The following is a 14,897-nucleotide window of genomic DNA, read 5'->3' as shown; positions in this document are numbered from 1 at the left end:
AAATCTGATGGCCTAGCGTGGGGTGAGATCCACCGACCAAGGACATTTGGGCGCGGGGCCAGTGGTGACCACCAGGTAATACTCACCTGGTGGCAGCTGATAGATGTTTGACTCCTGCGTGCCCATCTGGGCGCGGGCCAGCCCCTCATGGGATTCACCGTCCAGGCCGCGCAGGTCGAAGGCGTAGAAGCAGTCACTTCCAGTCGTAACAGACACGCTGTAGTTTTGGGCGTCCAGTCTGAAGGGGTCGGTGTTCAGCTCGCCGCTGCCCTCCCAGTGCTGGGCAGCTTCGGTGACAGCGCTCTGGCTAGGCTGCCCAGGCTCGGCGTCGGTATCCTGCCGCCACAGTCCCAGCAGGAACAGCACCATCAGAACCGCCAGACCGATTTTCAGCCAATCGGCAACCCCCAGCCGATCATTGGCTGGTGGGGCCGGAGTGTCATCGTTGACATATTTCACGTCTGCACTCTAGCCGTGACCTGAATCTCGCGCCACAGCACCACCACGTCATGTGCCCAGATGTCGGTGGGGAACAGGCCTGCCGCTGCGTAATCCATGATGGCCTGCGCCGTCTCAGCGGGCAGCCCCTCCAGCGGCTCTATGCGGCGGATCTGTTCGTCACGCGGCGGCAGGTAATCGGCGTACTGAATGGCATAGGCCTCGGCCCGCTCCTGCTGTTCTAGCGTTGGCTCCCAGCCAGGGTTGGTCAACCGTTCGCGGTGCTCCACGATGATTTTCCGCACGTCACTGATCCCGCCCGGATTCTCCTTGTTCGGCGCGCTGCTGACCTTCGCGAATTGCGCGTCCAACTGTGGTTTCAGCCTGGGGTAGAGCATCTGCCCACAGCCTTCCAGCAGCCATTCCAGTTGTGGCATGGTCAGGGCCATCACTTGGGGCAGCGTGTAGCCGGTAACGCCAATCAGCCGATAGATCATGCTGCTCAGCACAGCGTCATCTACCGGCTCTACGGCTTTCCGGACTCAGGCTCCGGCATCTTGCCGTGCATAAGCAGGTATTGCACTGTGCCAAGCATGTTCTGGGGCAGATTCTGCTTGAGCCAGCCCAGCGTAATGCGGTCAGGCGACCATTTGGTCGGCTCTTTGATGCGGGCCTTGAGTTTTGCCGTCAGAAAGTCAAGCAAGCGGTCATCGGGGAGGGTTGCCAGCTCACTCCACTCAGCAATGGTCAGCGGCGCAGCGTAGAAATCTATGCCCCCAATAGCAAACGTATCTTTGCTTTTGCCAGCCAGTACGTTAAACAACTCTGCCATATCAGTCCACCCTCGTGAGCGTGATCTCAGCGATAAAAAACCCGCGTCTCGGAATCGCGGGCACTCTGTATTTGTCTTTTCCGGCCTTAAAAATCAGAGGCCGGGGGATGGGCGCGGATGCCATGACGGCCGCCGCGCTCACCCCCTGCTCTGTAAAGCGGGGCGCGAAGAGGACCAGCTCACGCCCGCGCCCCTGCTTCAGCGTGAGCGTGGTCATCAGGCGATCACCGCGCCAGCAGCGTCGAGGTACTCGGCCGCCATCGCTTCGAGGGTGAACCCCCACTCAGGGATGTCCGTGGCTCCGCCTTGCATGCCACGGTCCTGCACGGCGGCCTCGCCCTGGATGGTCACGCCAGAAGAAGCGTAGTGGGCCTTGTACAGGACACTCTTTCCTTCCTTGCTTGCCTTCAGCACCGCCTTGAAGGTGGGGTCGCTGCTGTTGGCCGCTACGGCGAACTGAATGTTGCCGCCTTCATTCATGATGGCGACCAGGGTGCGGGTCTTGCCGTCCGCGTCCACAAACAGCGGTTTACGGGCCACGTTGGTCTGGGGCTGGAAGCCGCCCAATTCGCTCAGCAGTGGTACGCGGGCGAACGTCACCGCACCGCCCTGAACGGCAGGCTGGAACGCCAGTTCCAGGTAGTCCTTGTCACGGCGAATAGCAGCACTGGTGTTGGCGGAAAAGGTGGGATCAGGCGCAGTCATGGTTAGTTACCGCCTTTCAGCTGGTCGCGCAGGGTCTCTTTGCCCTTGGCTTCGGTATCGGCCTGGACGCTCAGGCCCTGGCCGTCTTCAGTGATCAGATGCACGCGCACCCGGCCACCGTCCACCGGCTCCGTGCGCCAGCGGTTGCCGTTGGTGTCGGGTTTGCCATAGTCGGCGTCCACTTCGGGCGCCACCACTTCGGTCTTCTCGGTTGCTTTGGTCATGTGTTGCTCCTGTAGGGAATGAGGAACCGCACGCCCGCATAGGGGCGCCGGGTCACGGGGTCGTGGGTGGGTGGCAGGGTGGCCGACAGCATGCAGCCCGCGATGGGCGGCAGGCCGGGGTGTGAGGTGATGACGCTTCCCAGCTCCCTCACACTGCGCCACAGCGGGCGCAGGCTGCCCAGGCTGCCGCCTTCCGCGCCGTAGATGGTCACCAGCACCGTGCTTTGCCGGTCCTGGTAGTCAAAACCTGCGCGGGTCACCACGTCGCTGATGTCGGAAACAATGGCGTAGGGGCCAACCGGCGGCGCTTTCGGTACGCTGTCGTACACGCCGCCCAGCGGCGCGGTCAGCTCGGGCAGTCTGGACAGGGCCTGGAGCAGGTTCATACACGCTCAGGCCAGTGCCAGCTATGAGGCTTTTTGCCCTCCGGGTCGTAGGGCACGCTCTCGATGTAATTCACCGGCTTGTCGTAGTCGAGGTAGAAAGCATGAACATCAACACAGTCCTGCTCAACCAGGCTGTCCCACCGCTGCTGCTCGGTGGAGTCTTCCTTCGTCTTGGGCTCATAAACGTAGCTCACCTTGGCGGCCACATGGCGACCATTGAGGCCCACGTAATGAACGTCGCGGCTAATGCTCGGTTTTTGCGTCTGGGTCATACTCCACCATCCTTAAAGCCGTCCAAGACGGCGCGTTGAATGTCGTCATCGGCCAGCGCCATGTCCATCACTGGACGGCCCCCGGCCTGCGGGGGTTTGAAGTGCAGGTGGGCGGCATGTTCCGGGGCATCAATCAGGCCGAACTCTGCGCCCATCTCGCCAGCTGGGCGGCTGCCGACGCTCTCACGGAGGTCGCCGCTTTGCTCGGCGGGGTATTCACCGGGCGCAGAGCTGCGGTGGGGCAGGCCAGCGTGTTTTGCACCACTGCCTTCCCCTGCCAGCTTCTGGTCCAGCACCTGAGCCGCAGCGCCAGCAGCCTGAACGGCCCTGCCCTGCACCCGGCGCTGAAGCTCCGCCCAGCCAGCGGGATTCAGATTAGCCACGCTGCACCACCTCTCCAGGGCTGCCCAGCTCAATCAGCCAGCAGATGCCCTGCCCGCCGATGTCCTGGGCGTCCCGCAGCGGGTAGTAGTTCTCTCCGCCGTGCTGGAGATGCCAGCCAGGTGTGTCGAGGTCTACCGCGCCGAACGGCACATAGGCCACGTAGGCAGGCACCGGCAGGCCCTGACCAGCAGAGGCGGCAGCGGCGCGCCGACGGGCGCTGGCCGGCATCAGCAGACCGCGCACCGCCTGGGTGCTGGGCTGGCCGATGATCTGGTTGCCGTCGTCGTCCCACCCGTTCGGGCTGCTGCCTGGCCGGATGATGGCGAGGTCATGGCCAAAATCTTCAACCATTTCCACCACTTCCGGCCCCAGGTCGCCGCGAAACTCCAGCGTGCCCGGCCCGGTCACCGGCTGGCCCCAGCTGATAAGCGAGGTCTGGGTAGCCCAGCAGCGTAGAGTGCGGCCCAAGCTTCAGCCAGATAGCCGTCGGCCGTCGCCAGGAAGCCGGAGGCAGACTCGCCCGGAGAAGCGTATTTCACGTCCTTCTCCAGCTCGCCCACCTTCTTGCGCTCCTGAATGACGCCGGCCTGGGCTTTCGTGTCGGTGCGCACGGCCAGGCCGCCGAATTGACTGGCGAGGTGAAGCGCGTAGAGCATGACAGCGCGGCGGGCCGCCCGTTCCTGCCGACTGTCTGGCGCCAGCAGGATGCCAGCGCTTTCCAGCTGCGGTTCAGCCCAGTCACGGGCCTGCTGAATCTGCTCGGCGGTGACCGCCGGGGCTGAGGGGTAAGCGGCAGCGACCTGCTCGGGCGTCACCTCAATCTGGACAGCCACGGCCCACCGCCTTACTTGGTGCGGACTTCAATCAGGAAACGCTTCGCCAGCATGTCCTGAGTCCAGCTATCGTCCGGCACCTTCACGCCTTCGCCAGAGCCGCGAATGATGGCCGTCTTGCTGGTGGGGTGCAGGTAGCTGCCGCTCCCCTTGTCGCCCACCTTCACGGTGATGGTGGGGCCACCGTCGGCCTCTTCGCCTTCTTTACCTTCGCCGCCGGTCTGGGTGGCGGCGGGCTTCTTGAACTCTTCCACCTTGGTGTTGAACTCGGCGCGCTTATCCTCGCCACTTTCAGCCAGCTGGCGCAGAGTAGCCAGTTCGGCCGCAGCGTAGTCGGTTTCTTTCAGGGTCACGCCGGTTGCAGCCTTGATGGCAGCAATATCGTCTTTCTTAGCCATGATGGCTCCTTAAAGGTCAGCGGGCCAGCGCTGAGGCTGACCCGGTAGAGGCTTAGGCGCGCTTGATGGCCTGGGCCACGTTGGCGAAGGGCTTGGCAAAGCCTTCGTTGATGGACATGACCCATTCCTGCGTCTGGTTGCGGATGAAACGCTGGGTTTCCTGAATCTGGCTGCCGTTCTCAATGACCTGCTCCAGACCACCGGTGACGGCCAGCAGCATCTTGGAGCCGTCCAGAATGCTGCCCTCGGGAGCCACGCGCATGGGGCGGCCATCAGGGGCACGCATGCCAGCGCCGTACATCGCCAGCTGGTCAGGAGTCAGCGCGGTGCCGTTCTGGGGGTAGCGCAGGGCCAGCACGCGCAGCACCTCGGTCATGTCACCGACGTACAGGCGAGTGGTGCGGCCGCGCATCGCCAGGCGCAGGCGGTACTCGTCCATCGCTTGCAGGGTCCAGTCGGCGGGCACGGTGGAGTCAATCACCGCACCGTTACCGTTGCCGTCACCGTTCACCAGCACGGCGAGCGCTTCCTTGACGCGGCCACGCTGCTCACCACGGGCAATGGCGTCGAAGGTGAGTTGCAGCAACGGCAGCTTCAGGCGGCGCAGGCTCTCGTAAGTGGCCCGCACGCGCCCGCCACGCTTGTAGACGTTCACGCGGTGGGTGCCCGCTTCGATGCTGTAGAGGGGAAACTCGGCGGCTTCGGCCACGCGGCTCAGCTCGTAGCTGTCGTAGTCAGGTTCGGTGATCTGAGCGCCGTAGTAACCGTTGCCGTCCACGCCGGTCACGGTGTCTACCAGGTCGTCCAGGCTCACCACTTCATCCGGCACGTCTTCGCGCAGGTCAACCGCACGGTTGTACTGGAGCGGGTAGTTCACGTCACCAGGCGCGGCGGGGTCAGTACTGAAGCTCAAGTCAGCGCTGCGGCCAATGCCCATGCTGCCTTCGAACATTTCCTGGGTCAGTGCGGCGAAGAGGGTATCAGCGCCCTTCACGTAGTCGCTGCTGCCAGGGGTGAACACGCTCACGCGGTCAGCGTTGGGGCCGTCCAGCACCACGCCACTGTTGGCCAGAATCTGGCGCACGGGGCTGACGGCGTGACCATTCACGCGCAGTTCGGGGTCGTACAGGTCGCCGTCCAGGTCGCCCTGCTCCGCCATTGCGTGCAGGTGAGCGTTCACGTCCACATAAGCGCGGCCGTGCTCGGCATTTGCCTGGGCATCCTGGTAGATGCCGTCGTCCAGTTGGGCGAGTCGTTTTACAGTCATAATCCCTCCGGGGAAATGGAAAAAGGCCCGCCAGGAGCGGACCGACGAGGCGCAGACCAGGCGCGGAGAAGGTCAGTAGGGTTAGAGGATGTAGAACGCCACACTGTCAGCGTCGGTGGCGATGACGTGGCAGCGGGTGCCGGTGCCAGCACTAGCTGCTGCCTGCACGCCGCCGGTGCCGTCCGTCGCCAGCTCAGTGAAGCCGGGAGTGATGGCACCCGTGCGGCGGGCAATGGTCACCTCACCACGGTGCACGCTGCCCACGCCATCGCGCTCCAAGGTCACCAGCTCACCCACGAAGGGCTTACCGGCGGCGGGACGTTCCACTTCGCCAGGGTTAGCGGTGGGGCCAACAATGTCGCCCTTCTCGGCACCGGCCACCACTTTGTAGGTGATGCCGCCCTTCGGCTCCTGGCCGTTATAGCCGACGTTGCCAACACGAATCTGTTTCTTCATGGTCTACTCCTTAAACTCGCCCGTAGGCGCGGGCGCTGGGGCGCTTCTTGGTGGGGACTTGCTCGGTCGCGGTCTTGGCGACACGCCCAGCGGGCAGGCTGCTTTCGCGTTGGCCTTCCAGGCGCTCCACTTCGGCCCGCAGGTCACCAATCTCGGCACTGCCCCAGACTTTGGCGGCACGCTCGGCGGCCTGCTGGCCCACTTCGTCGTTGCCCTGCTGGGTGATGGTGGCGGCGCGCAGGCGCTCGACCAGGCTCTGGCGATACTGCACGCCGTCAGCCGCCTGGGCGGCCAGGGCTTTGAGGTCAGGGGTTTCCTCATCTTCAATGCCCAGCTGGGCCAGCACGTCAGCGCGGGCCTGAGCGTCACGCTTCTGGATGGCCGCCTGCACTTGTTCGGGGGTGGCGTCGGCTTTCAGGCCGAGCAGCTTCAGGGTTTCTTCGTTCATTTCAGGTTCCTCCTGAGTGGGGGCTTCGGCGGTGCGGACGATTTCGACATCGGCGGCGCGGCGAGTGAGGACGCGGTTACCGGCGGCGAGCTGCACAGCATCACTGAGGCTGCCCAGTGCATCGGCCACGCCCACCGCCACCGCGTTTTCACCAACCCAGCAGCGGCCAGACGCCCAGCGTTCAGTGACCTGAGCTGGAGTCACGCCACGGCCTAGGCCCACCGCCCGCAGAAATACGGCGTTGGTGTCTTCGACCACGCTGCTGTAGGTTTCGTCCACCTGTGCGTTGTGGGGCTCACCCGGCTGCCCAGGGGCCTTCAGGTTGCCGGAGCGGTAAACGTGGACCTGCATTCCCATCTCGCTGTACAGGGCGCTGCTGTCCGTCCAGCGGATGTAGGTGCCGATGCTGCCCACCATGCTGGTGCGGCTGGTCAGAATCTGGGTGGCCCCGCTCGCCATCCAATAGGCGGCGCTGGCCGCCAGGTCACGCACGCAGCCAATCACCGGCTTCTGGGTGGCGGCATTCCGAATCGCTTCAGCCGCCGCGTCTACGCCTTCCACCATGCCGCCGGGACTGTTGATATCCAGCACGATGCCAACAATGTCAGCGTTGCCCAGCGCGGCGTTGACCGCAGCGGTCACCTCATAGGGGTCGGTGAGCGCCATGTAGTTCCTGAGCCACTCCGGAGCGCCTGCCCACACGGGTCCGTGCATCCGGATAATGGCAACCGCCCCACTCTGCTGAGAGATTGGGGCGGCTTCGGCGCGGCGCTCTGGCTCTGGGGGGCCTGCGCGGATGGTTTCTTCTAGCGCGGCGAGTGCGTAAGGCAGCATCGCCACAGGCCGCGCCAAAAACAGGCTAAGGGGGCTATCTTTCTTCACTGGGTACCTCCAGGGGGTGAATTTGCGGCAGTGGGCGCACGCTGCCGCGCCGCGAGGACCTGCTCAGGGTCAAACCCGTCCCGCTCAGCAGCCCAGCGCAGATATGGCTCGCCGTACAGCTCGGTGTAGAGCGTGTCGGTTTCTGCCTGCAGCTGCGCCGCCTTGGCGTGGGCTTCGATGAACGGGTTGGCCGGCTCCGCAAACTGGAGTCGCACCCGCGCCGGAATACCAGCCAAGCGCAGGTTCAGGTTCAGCCCGAACTCCACGCTGCGGCGCACCGGCTCCCGCATGTTGTTCGCGTGGGTCAGCAGGATGGGGTAAACAATCTGCGCCAGCGCCTGGGTGGTGGAATCCATCTTCCCGCGCATGAACGGCAAGGTCATCAAACCCGACCAGACCTTCAGCGCGTTCATGGCTTCCAGGTCTCCCATGCCGCCCACGTTGCCGGTCAGGTTCACGGCCTGCGTTTCAGTGCCGTCCTCGACGGCCAGGATGCCCAGGTCACGGGCGCTGGCTGCCGTTTCCACGTAAGACTCGTAATAGCCTGCCAGCGCATCAATGTAGCCAGGGTCCGATTCACTCGCCACGCCCAACTCCTGCGGCGTGGGCTTGGGCACACCGATTTTCAGAAACACACCCTGAGAGATGAGCCGAATGGCCTTATCAATACCCTCGGTCAGCTGCGCCTTGCGCTCCAGCTCACCCAGCGCGGCCAGCATCGCCGGGCGGCCCAGCTCGTCACGGCCAGCGGTGCCGTATGCGGCGTACAGGTAGGTGGCCGGGTGCATGGCTTGGTCGTTGCCGTCCTGCCAGTATTGCCGCTGGTCGTCCACCCGGCGGACCGTAATGTCCTCTGGAGGCAGCAGCTCCACGCCCTCTACCCGGCTGCGGCCCCGGTTGGGATACCACTCCAGGCTGGTCGCTCCGGCCACGTAAACCTCGCGCAGCTCATGGTTGATCAGCTCATGCAGTGGCAAGTGCAGCCGAGCCAGGAGCGCGTCTGTCTCCGCTCTGGCCCGCTTCTTGGCTGACTCGCTGCCTTCGAACTCCAGCCGCACGCCGCTGGTCCCGTCGGCTGCAGGTGGATTGGCAAGCGCGACCAGGTCGTTCATGGCCCCGCCCGCATCGGAGTCGGTGTCTACGGCCTGGCGGCACAGCTCGATGGCAGCGCGGCGTGAACGGCCCGCCAGCTGCTCGGTGCTCCACAGCCCCCACATTTTGCCGAAGCGGGAGCGTCCGGAGACACGCTCGCGGGGCATGCGGCTGGTGGTGCTGCGGGCCAGATACTGCTGCGGGGCCAGACTGTGGCGCTGAGGCGTCACAGGGTCAGTGCGTGCGGTCCCATATTTCTCGGCGAGAACTTTATGTAGCAGGTTCAACGGCGCTCACCTCCTTTCCTGTTGAGTCTGGCGGCGGCCAGCAACGCCGCCTGAGCAGCCAAGGCTTGGCCTGTAGCGGTTTGAGTGTTTTCGTCTTCGAGCGGGAACTGGGTCAGCAGGAAGTAGCGCTCAGCGTCCTTGGTGTGGTCATTCTCTTTGATGGGCTTGTCTTCACCTCTGGCTGTGGCCTTCGCGTCCCAGAGGTAAGCGCCATAGTCCTGAATGGTGTGGGGGCAGTTCTTGCCCACCTTGTACTCGCCGTTGTTCAGCATGTTGGCTTGTCTTCGAATGCCGTTTAGGACATCGTTATCTGCCTCCACCACATGGAAGCCACGCTCACGCATCTCCGCTTTGAAGCTGGCGGCGCTGGGGTCAAGAATCAGACCTTTGACTTTTGCGCGGTCAGTGCCCAACCAAGACACGATGTCGTCCGCGTACTGAGCATCAGTCTTCTGCTTGCCCGTTTCGCGGCCTGAGTAGTAATACTCGCGCTCTATCCAGGCCCGCAGTTCGCCTGGCGGTGCGGCTCGCTTGCCGAACAGACCACCCGCAGTGGCGTTGCTGGTGCCGTAATCGAACGACAGCCAGTATTCGTCAGCCTGCGGGAACTGCTCCAGCGTATGCAGTGGCTCATCCCAGAAGTCGTAAATGGCTCCCTCAGCAGCCACCCACAGCCCTTGGATGAACCGCTTGTACCACAGGCCGGAATATTCCTTCTCCAACGCCGCGATGTACTCGGGATCCAGGGTGGTGTTAGAACTGATCGGCCATTCAAAGTAGGCCAGGTCCAGGCCGTCTGGGTTCGCGCTGGTGCGGCGCTTATCGATGTACTCGGTTTTCAGCCAGTGGTACGGGCCGTCCGGGTTGGTGGTGTAAAACGCCTTGGCTCCGCGCACGCTCATGCGTAGACCCAACTGCCGGAAGACTTCGGCGGGCCACAGCGTCACTTCATCCCCGTATGCCCCAGCGGCCGTGCTGCCCCGAATGCGTCCCTCCGCATCTTTGTTGCTGGCTCCGATGATGTAGATCTCGCGGCCACCAAACCAAGCTTTGCCTTGACTGAAGCTGTAGTTGAATTTGCTGCCGGTAAAATCTTTCAGGGGAGCCAGGATGTTGCGCTCCAGGCTGCCAGCGGTGCGACCCACCATCCACAGGTCACCTTTGGGAGCAGTCAGGACGAACTCCAGCCAGCGGAGAAGAGAGTGGACCGTTTTGCCGGAGCGGACCGGCCCACCCCAGATGTTGATACGGGCTGTGCTGTCCAGCATGGAATGCAGCGGCGAACCTTCAATAGGGAACCACATCAATCATCACCTCTTTCCCGCTGCGTCCGGAGCCTTGCCAGCTGGTCGATCATCTCCTCAAAGCCGCTCGCGCCTTCGCTCTCGCCGTGCTCCCCGTACAGGTTCAGGTGCTTGGCAAGCTTGTCCAGAGCGCTGAGCTTGTCATGCGGTGTTACTTCAAGGGTGTCCTCGTCGGTCTTCCCCCGCTTACTGACATGTTTAATGGACTTCAGCGCTCCTGTTTGCTTGCGCGTCAACTCTGCACTGGGTTTCAAACGGACGAAGTTAACCCCCATCTCGCTGCCCCACTCGGCATAGTCGGCCAAGTTGGAAAAGGCAATGGCAGCCAGTTCTTCTAGCACAGCGTCTGCTGTGATCTGGGTCCGCTGGGAACGCTCGTGCATGAGGGTGCGCAGCCGGGCCTGAATGTCAGCATTTGTCAGCAACCGTTGCGCCTGACTTCTCGCCGTTCGCTCGCTGTAATCCGCTCGAATCGCTGCCTGAGTCGCGTTCAGGTCAATCAGAAACTCGTAGCAGAACAGCTCCTGCTTCTGCGTCAGCCCATGTTCATTCTTGGCAAAACTTTGCCCCCGATTGGTCTGCCTTTTTTTTTAGGCGGCGCAGTGGCCTTCTTGGTGCCCCGCTGCTGCTGGGGCTTCGGCGTGTCTTTGGGCATGGGCGGGTCACCTCCTTGGATAGAGTGGGGTATGTACTACGTCAGGGAGCAGTTACAGGTTGGCTCGTCTTACACCATCAACGAGCGCGGCCAGAAAGTGCGCACGCTCTCGCTGTCTCGCACTCAACTTGGACTGAGCGAAGATGAGTGGAACACGCTAAGGCAAGAGGCCCTCAAGGGAACCTCCGTTGTCCTGAATACAGAGCATGGCTGGTGGAAGTTCATGATGACCCGATTGGGCAGTGAGCATATAGAACTGAGAAATCAAGGGGGGCCGAACGAAGTCGATCCACCCCTTACTGACTCGGATACGGTGGGGTCATGAACGAAATTGATGTACTGATGCCACCGGCCACACCTCAACGCTTAGACGCTGTCAGCACAGATGGGTTTACCGATGAGGTACAAGGGTGGCAGGGCTGCGTCATACCGGTCGCACATTTGTCGGCGAACGACCATCAGAAGATTACGCAGGCGGAAAATTTTAGTGCTCCCCTCCTCATCGTGGTGAATGGGGAAGAAAGCGAGTGGCATTACTACGGGCGCGATAAATCCAATCCTGCCATTCTGCTTTTCATCAAGGGGTGACGTGGTGCGGGCGGCCAGAATCGAACTGGCGACCTGGTGGCCTGGAAGCTGCACCCGGCTCTGCCACTGAGCTACAGCCCGCGTATTCCCCGTCTTTCCGGGGTGTCAAGTCAGACCGGTGGTATGGGCCACCTCCCACATCGGCTGTGGTGGGCCGGGGTCTAGGCGTTAGCGTTTCATGCAGGTCACCTCGCAGTCCCTGAATGCCAAGAAAAAAGCGCCCGGCGGGAACTCCCATCGGACGCTTTCGAGGTGCTTTCACACTTCTTGACTGTTTACACGATACAGCCTGCGAACGCACGCATCAAGCTTCGTGACCCTAGGTGACGGGCGGGCACACTTCGGCCAGCCCTCCCAGCTGCAGGGCACACTCCCGCAGGGCCGTGCTCCGCCGGGCTGCAAGACGAACCTCACCGCGCCGGGGGTCCAGCTGGAACACTGCACCCAGGCGGGAGCCACTTAGGTAGTCTGCCCAGGCCAGGGCCAGCTCAGGCTGCGGCAGGCTGCGGAGCGCTGCGGCATAGAGGGTCTCAGCCGCCTTACTGTCATTCAGCTTGAGGCGGGCTGCTTGCAGGCTGCGCTGCTGCGGCACACCCCAGCCCTCCAGCAGGGCATCGTACTCGGCGCGGTAGATCCGCAAATGGTGCGCCTCGATGCCCAGTTGGTGAAGGCCAGGTACCCGCACAGTCAGGCGCTGCGGGGTCTGCACACTGGCGGTGGTCTGCCCGTCACTCACGTACACGTTGGCGGTGATGGGGCGGGTGGGAATGTGTTCCCACTCCCGCGTGCCCCACGCCACGCCCCACAGAGCTTCACACACGGCCTCGGCCCGCCAGCGGATCAGGTTGCGGGCAGCCTTCTCCGGATCCAGTGGACGTTGCCTGCGCTCGTCATGCTCCACGCGCTGGGCCGCCTCACGCTCCAGCACGACGGGTGGCGTACGGGGTGTCTCACGCCGCACCCGGCGAGCTTCATCGGTCGTGGGTTTCCAGCCATCCGCTTTACTGCGGTCCCTCAGCTCGGCCAGGGAGCGCATGATCTCGCGGTAGGTGGCCCAGTCCCCCTCGGTGCGGGCTGCCCAGGCGGCATAGGACAGCTGGCGGCGGGTGGCTTCTACACTTCGGCCGCTGGGTTTGCAGGCGGCGTACAGGGCGCGGGCGCGGGCACGGCGGCGGATGGGGGAGTGGGGCATTCGTTACCTCTGGAGAATGAAGTGGAGTGGTCAGTCGGGTTGCCGAGCGGCCAGCCTACGCGGGGGCGGCCTATCTTCCGGGGCCAGGCTGGGCGGTCTGGCCCGTGGGTCCAGGCCAGCCTCATACAGCCAGTAGGGATCACCCACCAGCACCCGGCCACAGCGCAGGCGGGTGTACTGGGCCAGCAGCAGACCACGCTCGACCCGGCAGCCGCTCTGCGCGTACTGGCGCTCCAGCTCAGCCAGCTGCGTGTTGAGGGTCTGGTCTTCCTTCTGCTGCGCCTGGTGTTGGGCGATCAGGCGGCGGGTGAGTTGACGGTCACGTCGGCTCATGGCTGAGGCTCCCGGCGCGGCTTGCTGGACAGATGCCAGTGACGGCAATGGGGACACGGATAGGCCCGGTAAGCGTTTGTGGACGTGCCGTGCCGCCAGCTTTGTCCCCTGGCAATAGCGACCAGGGCGGCGGCCTCGGTGTAGAAGATGACCTTCCCGGACGTCCGGCAGCGCTGCTTAGAGCGCTTGCGGCGGCTCACGGCTGCCTCCGGGCGCTGGGCAGGTGGAAAAGGTAGGGCTCACCCGGTAAGCCAGCGCCGCTGCGGGTCAGTCGGCCCGCTTTATGCAGCCGGCGGGCGACATCCTTGGCGAGCCTGGGGTGCCAGCCCAGCTGTTCACCCACCTGGTAGGCATTGCGTGGTCCCGAGGCGAGCGCTGCCAAGAACCGCAGGTTGGCCCCTTCGCTCTTAGGCAGGCCCCGACTCACAGCCTGCCCTCACTGGCCGAGAGGAGGGCAGCTTGCAGCCGGTCCCCCAGGGCGATGACCGCTTCAGCCTCTTCCATGCTCCGCACCACATGCACCGCCAGTCCATAGTTCTGGCCCAGGTTGGCCCGCATCAGGCGCTGTCGGGCGCTGAGCTTGCCGCCTTTGGGCCGCTTCAACTCCACCAGCACGCAGAGGCCCAGCCCGGTGCCTTCGCCCAGGCCCAGCATGAACAGGTAGTCGGGAAAGCCCGGCGGGATATGGCCGGGGCGGGTCTGGCCTGCCTTGCCCCGGCGAAGCATGTTGGCCTCAGTTTTGACCGGATACCACCCGGCAAGGGCGAAGCGGTCCACCACGCTGGCTTCCACCTCTGCTTCGGTGGCGGGGCGGAGGTGGTCGGCGCGGCGGGTCATGGGGTGCCCCCAGTTTTTGCTGCACAGTGGCGGCAATCATTTGGTCCTGCGCGGCGTTCAACTGGTGGGGACGCTGCACCCAGATTGAACCGCCCGCACAGACAGATGCGGCCCTGGAAATAGTGATTGGTGCTGGACTTGCAACCGCGTGCAGGTGCCCAGCCGTGGTCGGTGGTGGGCTGGGGTCTCACAGCAGTCCTCCCTCTTCTTCGACGGTCAGATACCGCCCGCTCTTGCTCCAGGTCAGCCGGTAGCTGCCCCAGCCCAGCGCCTTGGCGCAGGTGCGGCCCTCGCGCTCGCTGGCCTCGCCGGGTTCCCAGACGCCTTCGGTGCGCCACAGGCACAGGCGGCGGGGGTTCACGGCGGCGCGGACCTGCAGGCCATGACCCAGGGAACGCTGGACCGGCTGACCGCGCTGGGCGGCCTGTTTCAGCAGGTGGTCCAGGGTGATGGCGAGTTTGGTCATGGCTGCACCCCCTCAAACAGCGGCCCGAAGTCCGGTACCGGCGGTCCTAGCACCTCCAGCCGGTGACGGACGGCGTAGTTCTCTTCACAGCGGCCACCCAGCGGCAGCAACTGGTGCTCTGGGTCGTAGCGGACGCGGTAGGTGTCCTGCTGCCGGTCCCACTCGCAGACATTGACCAGACGCTCGATCACGCCGTCGCGCACCAGCACTTCCACTTCGCCAGAGCGCATGCCCGGCACGGTGTGGCGCACGCGGGTGCCGGGTTCAAGGACGGCGCTCACGACTTCCCCCGCCAGCGCTCAGTGAGCAGCTTGTCTGCGACTGCAACGGCGCGGGCCACACGCAGCCTGGGGTCGGCTGCCTGCACCAGTTTCACCATGGCGTAGGCGGCGTCAATCTGCTCATTACTGCCTGGCGGATGGCTGGCCGCGTAATAGCCCAGGCAGTCGCACAGGTCTGCCAGCCCCTCCTGGGTGAAGCTCAGCCGCCAGGTGTGGGCCTGAGCACCCAGCCATTCGGCCAGCCGCTCACGCTCTGGGCGCAGGGCGTCATGCGGGAACAGACGCAGTGAGGTATGAAGGGCAGCCACGGCGGCGGCCAGTTCACCCTTCGTCAACT

27 protein-coding genes and 1 tRNA gene are annotated in these 14,897 nt (G+C 64.0%); 2 read left to right on the top strand and 26 right to left on the bottom strand.

Annotated elements, in window-relative coordinates; all coding sequences use genetic code 11:
* Nucleotides 1-12 precede the first annotated feature (12 nt).
* From LMT64_RS07050 to LMT64_RS06970, 17 genes are all read right to left on the bottom strand, one after another.
* A complete protein-coding gene (locus LMT64_RS07050; RefSeq protein WP_126351524.1) occupies nucleotides 13-459 on the bottom strand; it encodes a hypothetical protein in 447 nt (148 codons plus the stop codon).
* Nucleotides 456-935, bottom strand: coding sequence for a hypothetical protein (locus LMT64_RS07045; protein ID WP_126351523.1), 480 nt, complete (start codon nucleotides 933-935; stop codon nucleotides 456-458). Before LMT64_RS07045 ends, LMT64_RS07050 begins: the two co-directional genes overlap by 4 nt.
* A 29-nt stretch (nucleotides 936-964) precedes the next feature.
* The gene (locus LMT64_RS07040; RefSeq protein WP_126351522.1) at nucleotides 965-1,270 is read right to left on the bottom strand and encodes a hypothetical protein; all 306 of its coding nucleotides are present in this window, start codon (nucleotides 1,268-1,270) and stop codon (nucleotides 965-967) included.
* Between the two features lie 216 nt (nucleotides 1,271-1,486).
* A complete protein-coding gene (locus LMT64_RS07035; RefSeq protein WP_126351521.1) occupies nucleotides 1,487-1,975 on the bottom strand; it encodes a hypothetical protein in 489 nt (162 codons plus the stop codon).
* A gap of 2 nt (nucleotides 1,976-1,977) precedes the next feature.
* Complete coding sequence (locus tag LMT64_RS07030; protein ID WP_126351520.1) at nucleotides 1,978-2,199, bottom strand: hypothetical protein; 222 nt, start codon at nucleotides 2,197-2,199, stop codon at nucleotides 1,978-1,980.
* Complete coding sequence (locus LMT64_RS07025) at nucleotides 2,196-2,585, bottom strand: hypothetical protein (protein ID WP_126351519.1); 390 nt, start codon at nucleotides 2,583-2,585, stop codon at nucleotides 2,196-2,198. The genes LMT64_RS07030 and LMT64_RS07025 overlap by 4 nt, the downstream gene beginning before the upstream one ends.
* Complete coding sequence (locus LMT64_RS07020; protein WP_126351518.1) at nucleotides 2,582-2,857, bottom strand: hypothetical protein; 276 nt, start codon at nucleotides 2,855-2,857, stop codon at nucleotides 2,582-2,584. Before LMT64_RS07020 ends, LMT64_RS07025 begins: the two co-directional genes overlap by 4 nt.
* A complete protein-coding gene (locus tag LMT64_RS07015) occupies nucleotides 2,854-3,240 on the bottom strand; it encodes a hypothetical protein (RefSeq protein WP_126351517.1) in 387 nt (128 codons plus the stop codon). Before LMT64_RS07015 ends, LMT64_RS07020 begins: the two co-directional genes overlap by 4 nt.
* Entirely contained in the window at nucleotides 3,233-3,649 is a 417-nt protein-coding gene (locus LMT64_RS07010; protein ID WP_126351516.1) for a hypothetical protein, read from the bottom strand. The genes LMT64_RS07015 and LMT64_RS07010 overlap by 8 nt, the downstream gene beginning before the upstream one ends.
* The gene (locus LMT64_RS07005) at nucleotides 3,646-4,074 is read right to left on the bottom strand and encodes a DUF4054 domain-containing protein (protein ID WP_126351515.1); all 429 of its coding nucleotides are present in this window, start codon (nucleotides 4,072-4,074) and stop codon (nucleotides 3,646-3,648) included. Before LMT64_RS07005 ends, LMT64_RS07010 begins: the two co-directional genes overlap by 4 nt.
* Before the next feature lie 11 nt (nucleotides 4,075-4,085).
* Nucleotides 4,086-4,472, bottom strand: coding sequence for a hypothetical protein (locus LMT64_RS07000; RefSeq protein WP_126351514.1), 387 nt, complete (start codon nucleotides 4,470-4,472; stop codon nucleotides 4,086-4,088).
* A gap of 52 nt (nucleotides 4,473-4,524) precedes the next feature.
* The gene (locus LMT64_RS06995; RefSeq protein WP_126351513.1) at nucleotides 4,525-5,739 is read right to left on the bottom strand and encodes a hypothetical protein; all 1,215 of its coding nucleotides are present in this window, start codon (nucleotides 5,737-5,739) and stop codon (nucleotides 4,525-4,527) included.
* 81 nt (nucleotides 5,740-5,820) lie between these two features.
* The gene (locus LMT64_RS06990; protein WP_229253102.1) at nucleotides 5,821-6,195 is read right to left on the bottom strand and encodes a hypothetical protein; all 375 of its coding nucleotides are present in this window, start codon (nucleotides 6,193-6,195) and stop codon (nucleotides 5,821-5,823) included.
* Nucleotides 6,196-6,205: 10 nt separating this feature from the next.
* On the bottom strand, nucleotides 6,206-7,525 hold the full coding sequence (locus LMT64_RS06985) for a S49 family peptidase (RefSeq protein WP_126351511.1): 1,320 nt from the start codon (nucleotides 7,523-7,525) through the stop codon (nucleotides 6,206-6,208).
* A complete protein-coding gene (locus LMT64_RS06980; RefSeq protein WP_229253101.1) occupies nucleotides 7,522-8,847 on the bottom strand; it encodes a hypothetical protein in 1,326 nt (441 codons plus the stop codon). The genes LMT64_RS06985 and LMT64_RS06980 overlap by 4 nt, the downstream gene beginning before the upstream one ends.
* A gap of 53 nt (nucleotides 8,848-8,900) precedes the next feature.
* Nucleotides 8,901-10,208 carry a PBSX family phage terminase large subunit gene (locus tag LMT64_RS06975; RefSeq protein WP_126351509.1) on the bottom strand — a complete coding sequence of 436 codons (1,308 nt, stop codon included), beginning with the start codon at nucleotides 10,206-10,208 and terminating at the stop codon, nucleotides 8,901-8,903.
* Nucleotides 10,208-10,702 carry a terminase small subunit gene (locus LMT64_RS06970; RefSeq protein ID WP_229253450.1) on the bottom strand — a complete coding sequence of 165 codons (495 nt, stop codon included), beginning with the start codon at nucleotides 10,700-10,702 and terminating at the stop codon, nucleotides 10,208-10,210. Before LMT64_RS06970 ends, LMT64_RS06975 begins: the two co-directional genes overlap by 1 nt.
* On the opposite strand from LMT64_RS06970, the gene LMT64_RS06965 reads away from it, so the two are divergent.
* Nucleotides 10,586-11,188 carry a hypothetical protein gene (locus tag LMT64_RS06965; protein WP_229253100.1) on the top strand — a complete coding sequence of 201 codons (603 nt, stop codon included), beginning with the start codon at nucleotides 10,586-10,588 and terminating at the stop codon, nucleotides 11,186-11,188. The genes LMT64_RS06970 and LMT64_RS06965 overlap by 117 nt on opposite strands.
* Complete coding sequence (locus tag LMT64_RS06960) at nucleotides 11,185-11,451, top strand: hypothetical protein (protein WP_126351507.1); 267 nt, start codon at nucleotides 11,185-11,187, stop codon at nucleotides 11,449-11,451. Before LMT64_RS06965 ends, LMT64_RS06960 begins: the two co-directional genes overlap by 4 nt.
* Nucleotides 11,452-11,453: 2 nt before the next feature.
* Here the strand turns inward: LMT64_RS06960 and LMT64_RS06955 are convergent.
* From LMT64_RS06955 to LMT64_RS06915, 9 genes are all read right to left on the bottom strand, one after another.
* Nucleotides 11,454-11,533, bottom strand: a tRNA-OTHER gene (locus tag LMT64_RS06955).
* A gap of 237 nt (nucleotides 11,534-11,770) precedes the next feature.
* Nucleotides 11,771-12,643 (bottom strand): hypothetical protein, encoded by an 873-nt coding sequence (locus tag LMT64_RS06950; protein ID WP_126351506.1) that lies wholly within the window; start codon nucleotides 12,641-12,643, stop codon nucleotides 11,771-11,773.
* A 30-nt stretch (nucleotides 12,644-12,673) separates the two neighbouring features.
* Complete coding sequence (locus LMT64_RS06945; RefSeq protein WP_126351505.1) at nucleotides 12,674-12,976, bottom strand: hypothetical protein; 303 nt, start codon at nucleotides 12,974-12,976, stop codon at nucleotides 12,674-12,676.
* Entirely contained in the window at nucleotides 12,973-13,176 is a 204-nt protein-coding gene (locus LMT64_RS06940; RefSeq protein WP_229253099.1) for a hypothetical protein, read from the bottom strand. Before LMT64_RS06940 ends, LMT64_RS06945 begins: the two co-directional genes overlap by 4 nt.
* Nucleotides 13,173-13,403: a hypothetical protein gene (locus LMT64_RS06935; RefSeq protein WP_170165935.1), complete on the bottom strand. Its 231-nt coding sequence runs from the start codon at nucleotides 13,401-13,403 to the stop codon at nucleotides 13,173-13,175. Before LMT64_RS06935 ends, LMT64_RS06940 begins: the two co-directional genes overlap by 4 nt.
* Entirely contained in the window at nucleotides 13,400-13,813 is a 414-nt protein-coding gene (locus tag LMT64_RS06930; RefSeq protein WP_126351503.1) for a hypothetical protein, read from the bottom strand. Before LMT64_RS06930 ends, LMT64_RS06935 begins: the two co-directional genes overlap by 4 nt.
* A gap of 187 nt (nucleotides 13,814-14,000) precedes the next feature.
* The gene (locus LMT64_RS06925) at nucleotides 14,001-14,279 is read right to left on the bottom strand and encodes a hypothetical protein (RefSeq protein WP_126351502.1); all 279 of its coding nucleotides are present in this window, start codon (nucleotides 14,277-14,279) and stop codon (nucleotides 14,001-14,003) included.
* Nucleotides 14,276-14,560 carry a hypothetical protein gene (locus tag LMT64_RS06920; RefSeq protein WP_126351501.1) on the bottom strand — a complete coding sequence of 95 codons (285 nt, stop codon included), beginning with the start codon at nucleotides 14,558-14,560 and terminating at the stop codon, nucleotides 14,276-14,278. The genes LMT64_RS06925 and LMT64_RS06920 overlap by 4 nt, the downstream gene beginning before the upstream one ends.
* Nucleotides 14,557-14,895 (bottom strand): hypothetical protein, encoded by a 339-nt coding sequence (locus LMT64_RS06915; protein WP_126351500.1) that lies wholly within the window; start codon nucleotides 14,893-14,895, stop codon nucleotides 14,557-14,559. The genes LMT64_RS06920 and LMT64_RS06915 overlap by 4 nt, the downstream gene beginning before the upstream one ends.
* Nucleotides 14,896-14,897 lie beyond the last annotated feature (2 nt).

Origin of the sequence: Deinococcus radiophilus (genome assembly GCF_020889625.1) — a bacterium.
Taxonomy (GTDB): domain Bacteria; phylum Deinococcota; class Deinococci; order Deinococcales; family Deinococcaceae; genus Deinococcus; species Deinococcus radiophilus.
Note: the sequence above shows the minus strand (reverse complement) of the source record. Positions and strands in the feature narration are given on the sequence as shown.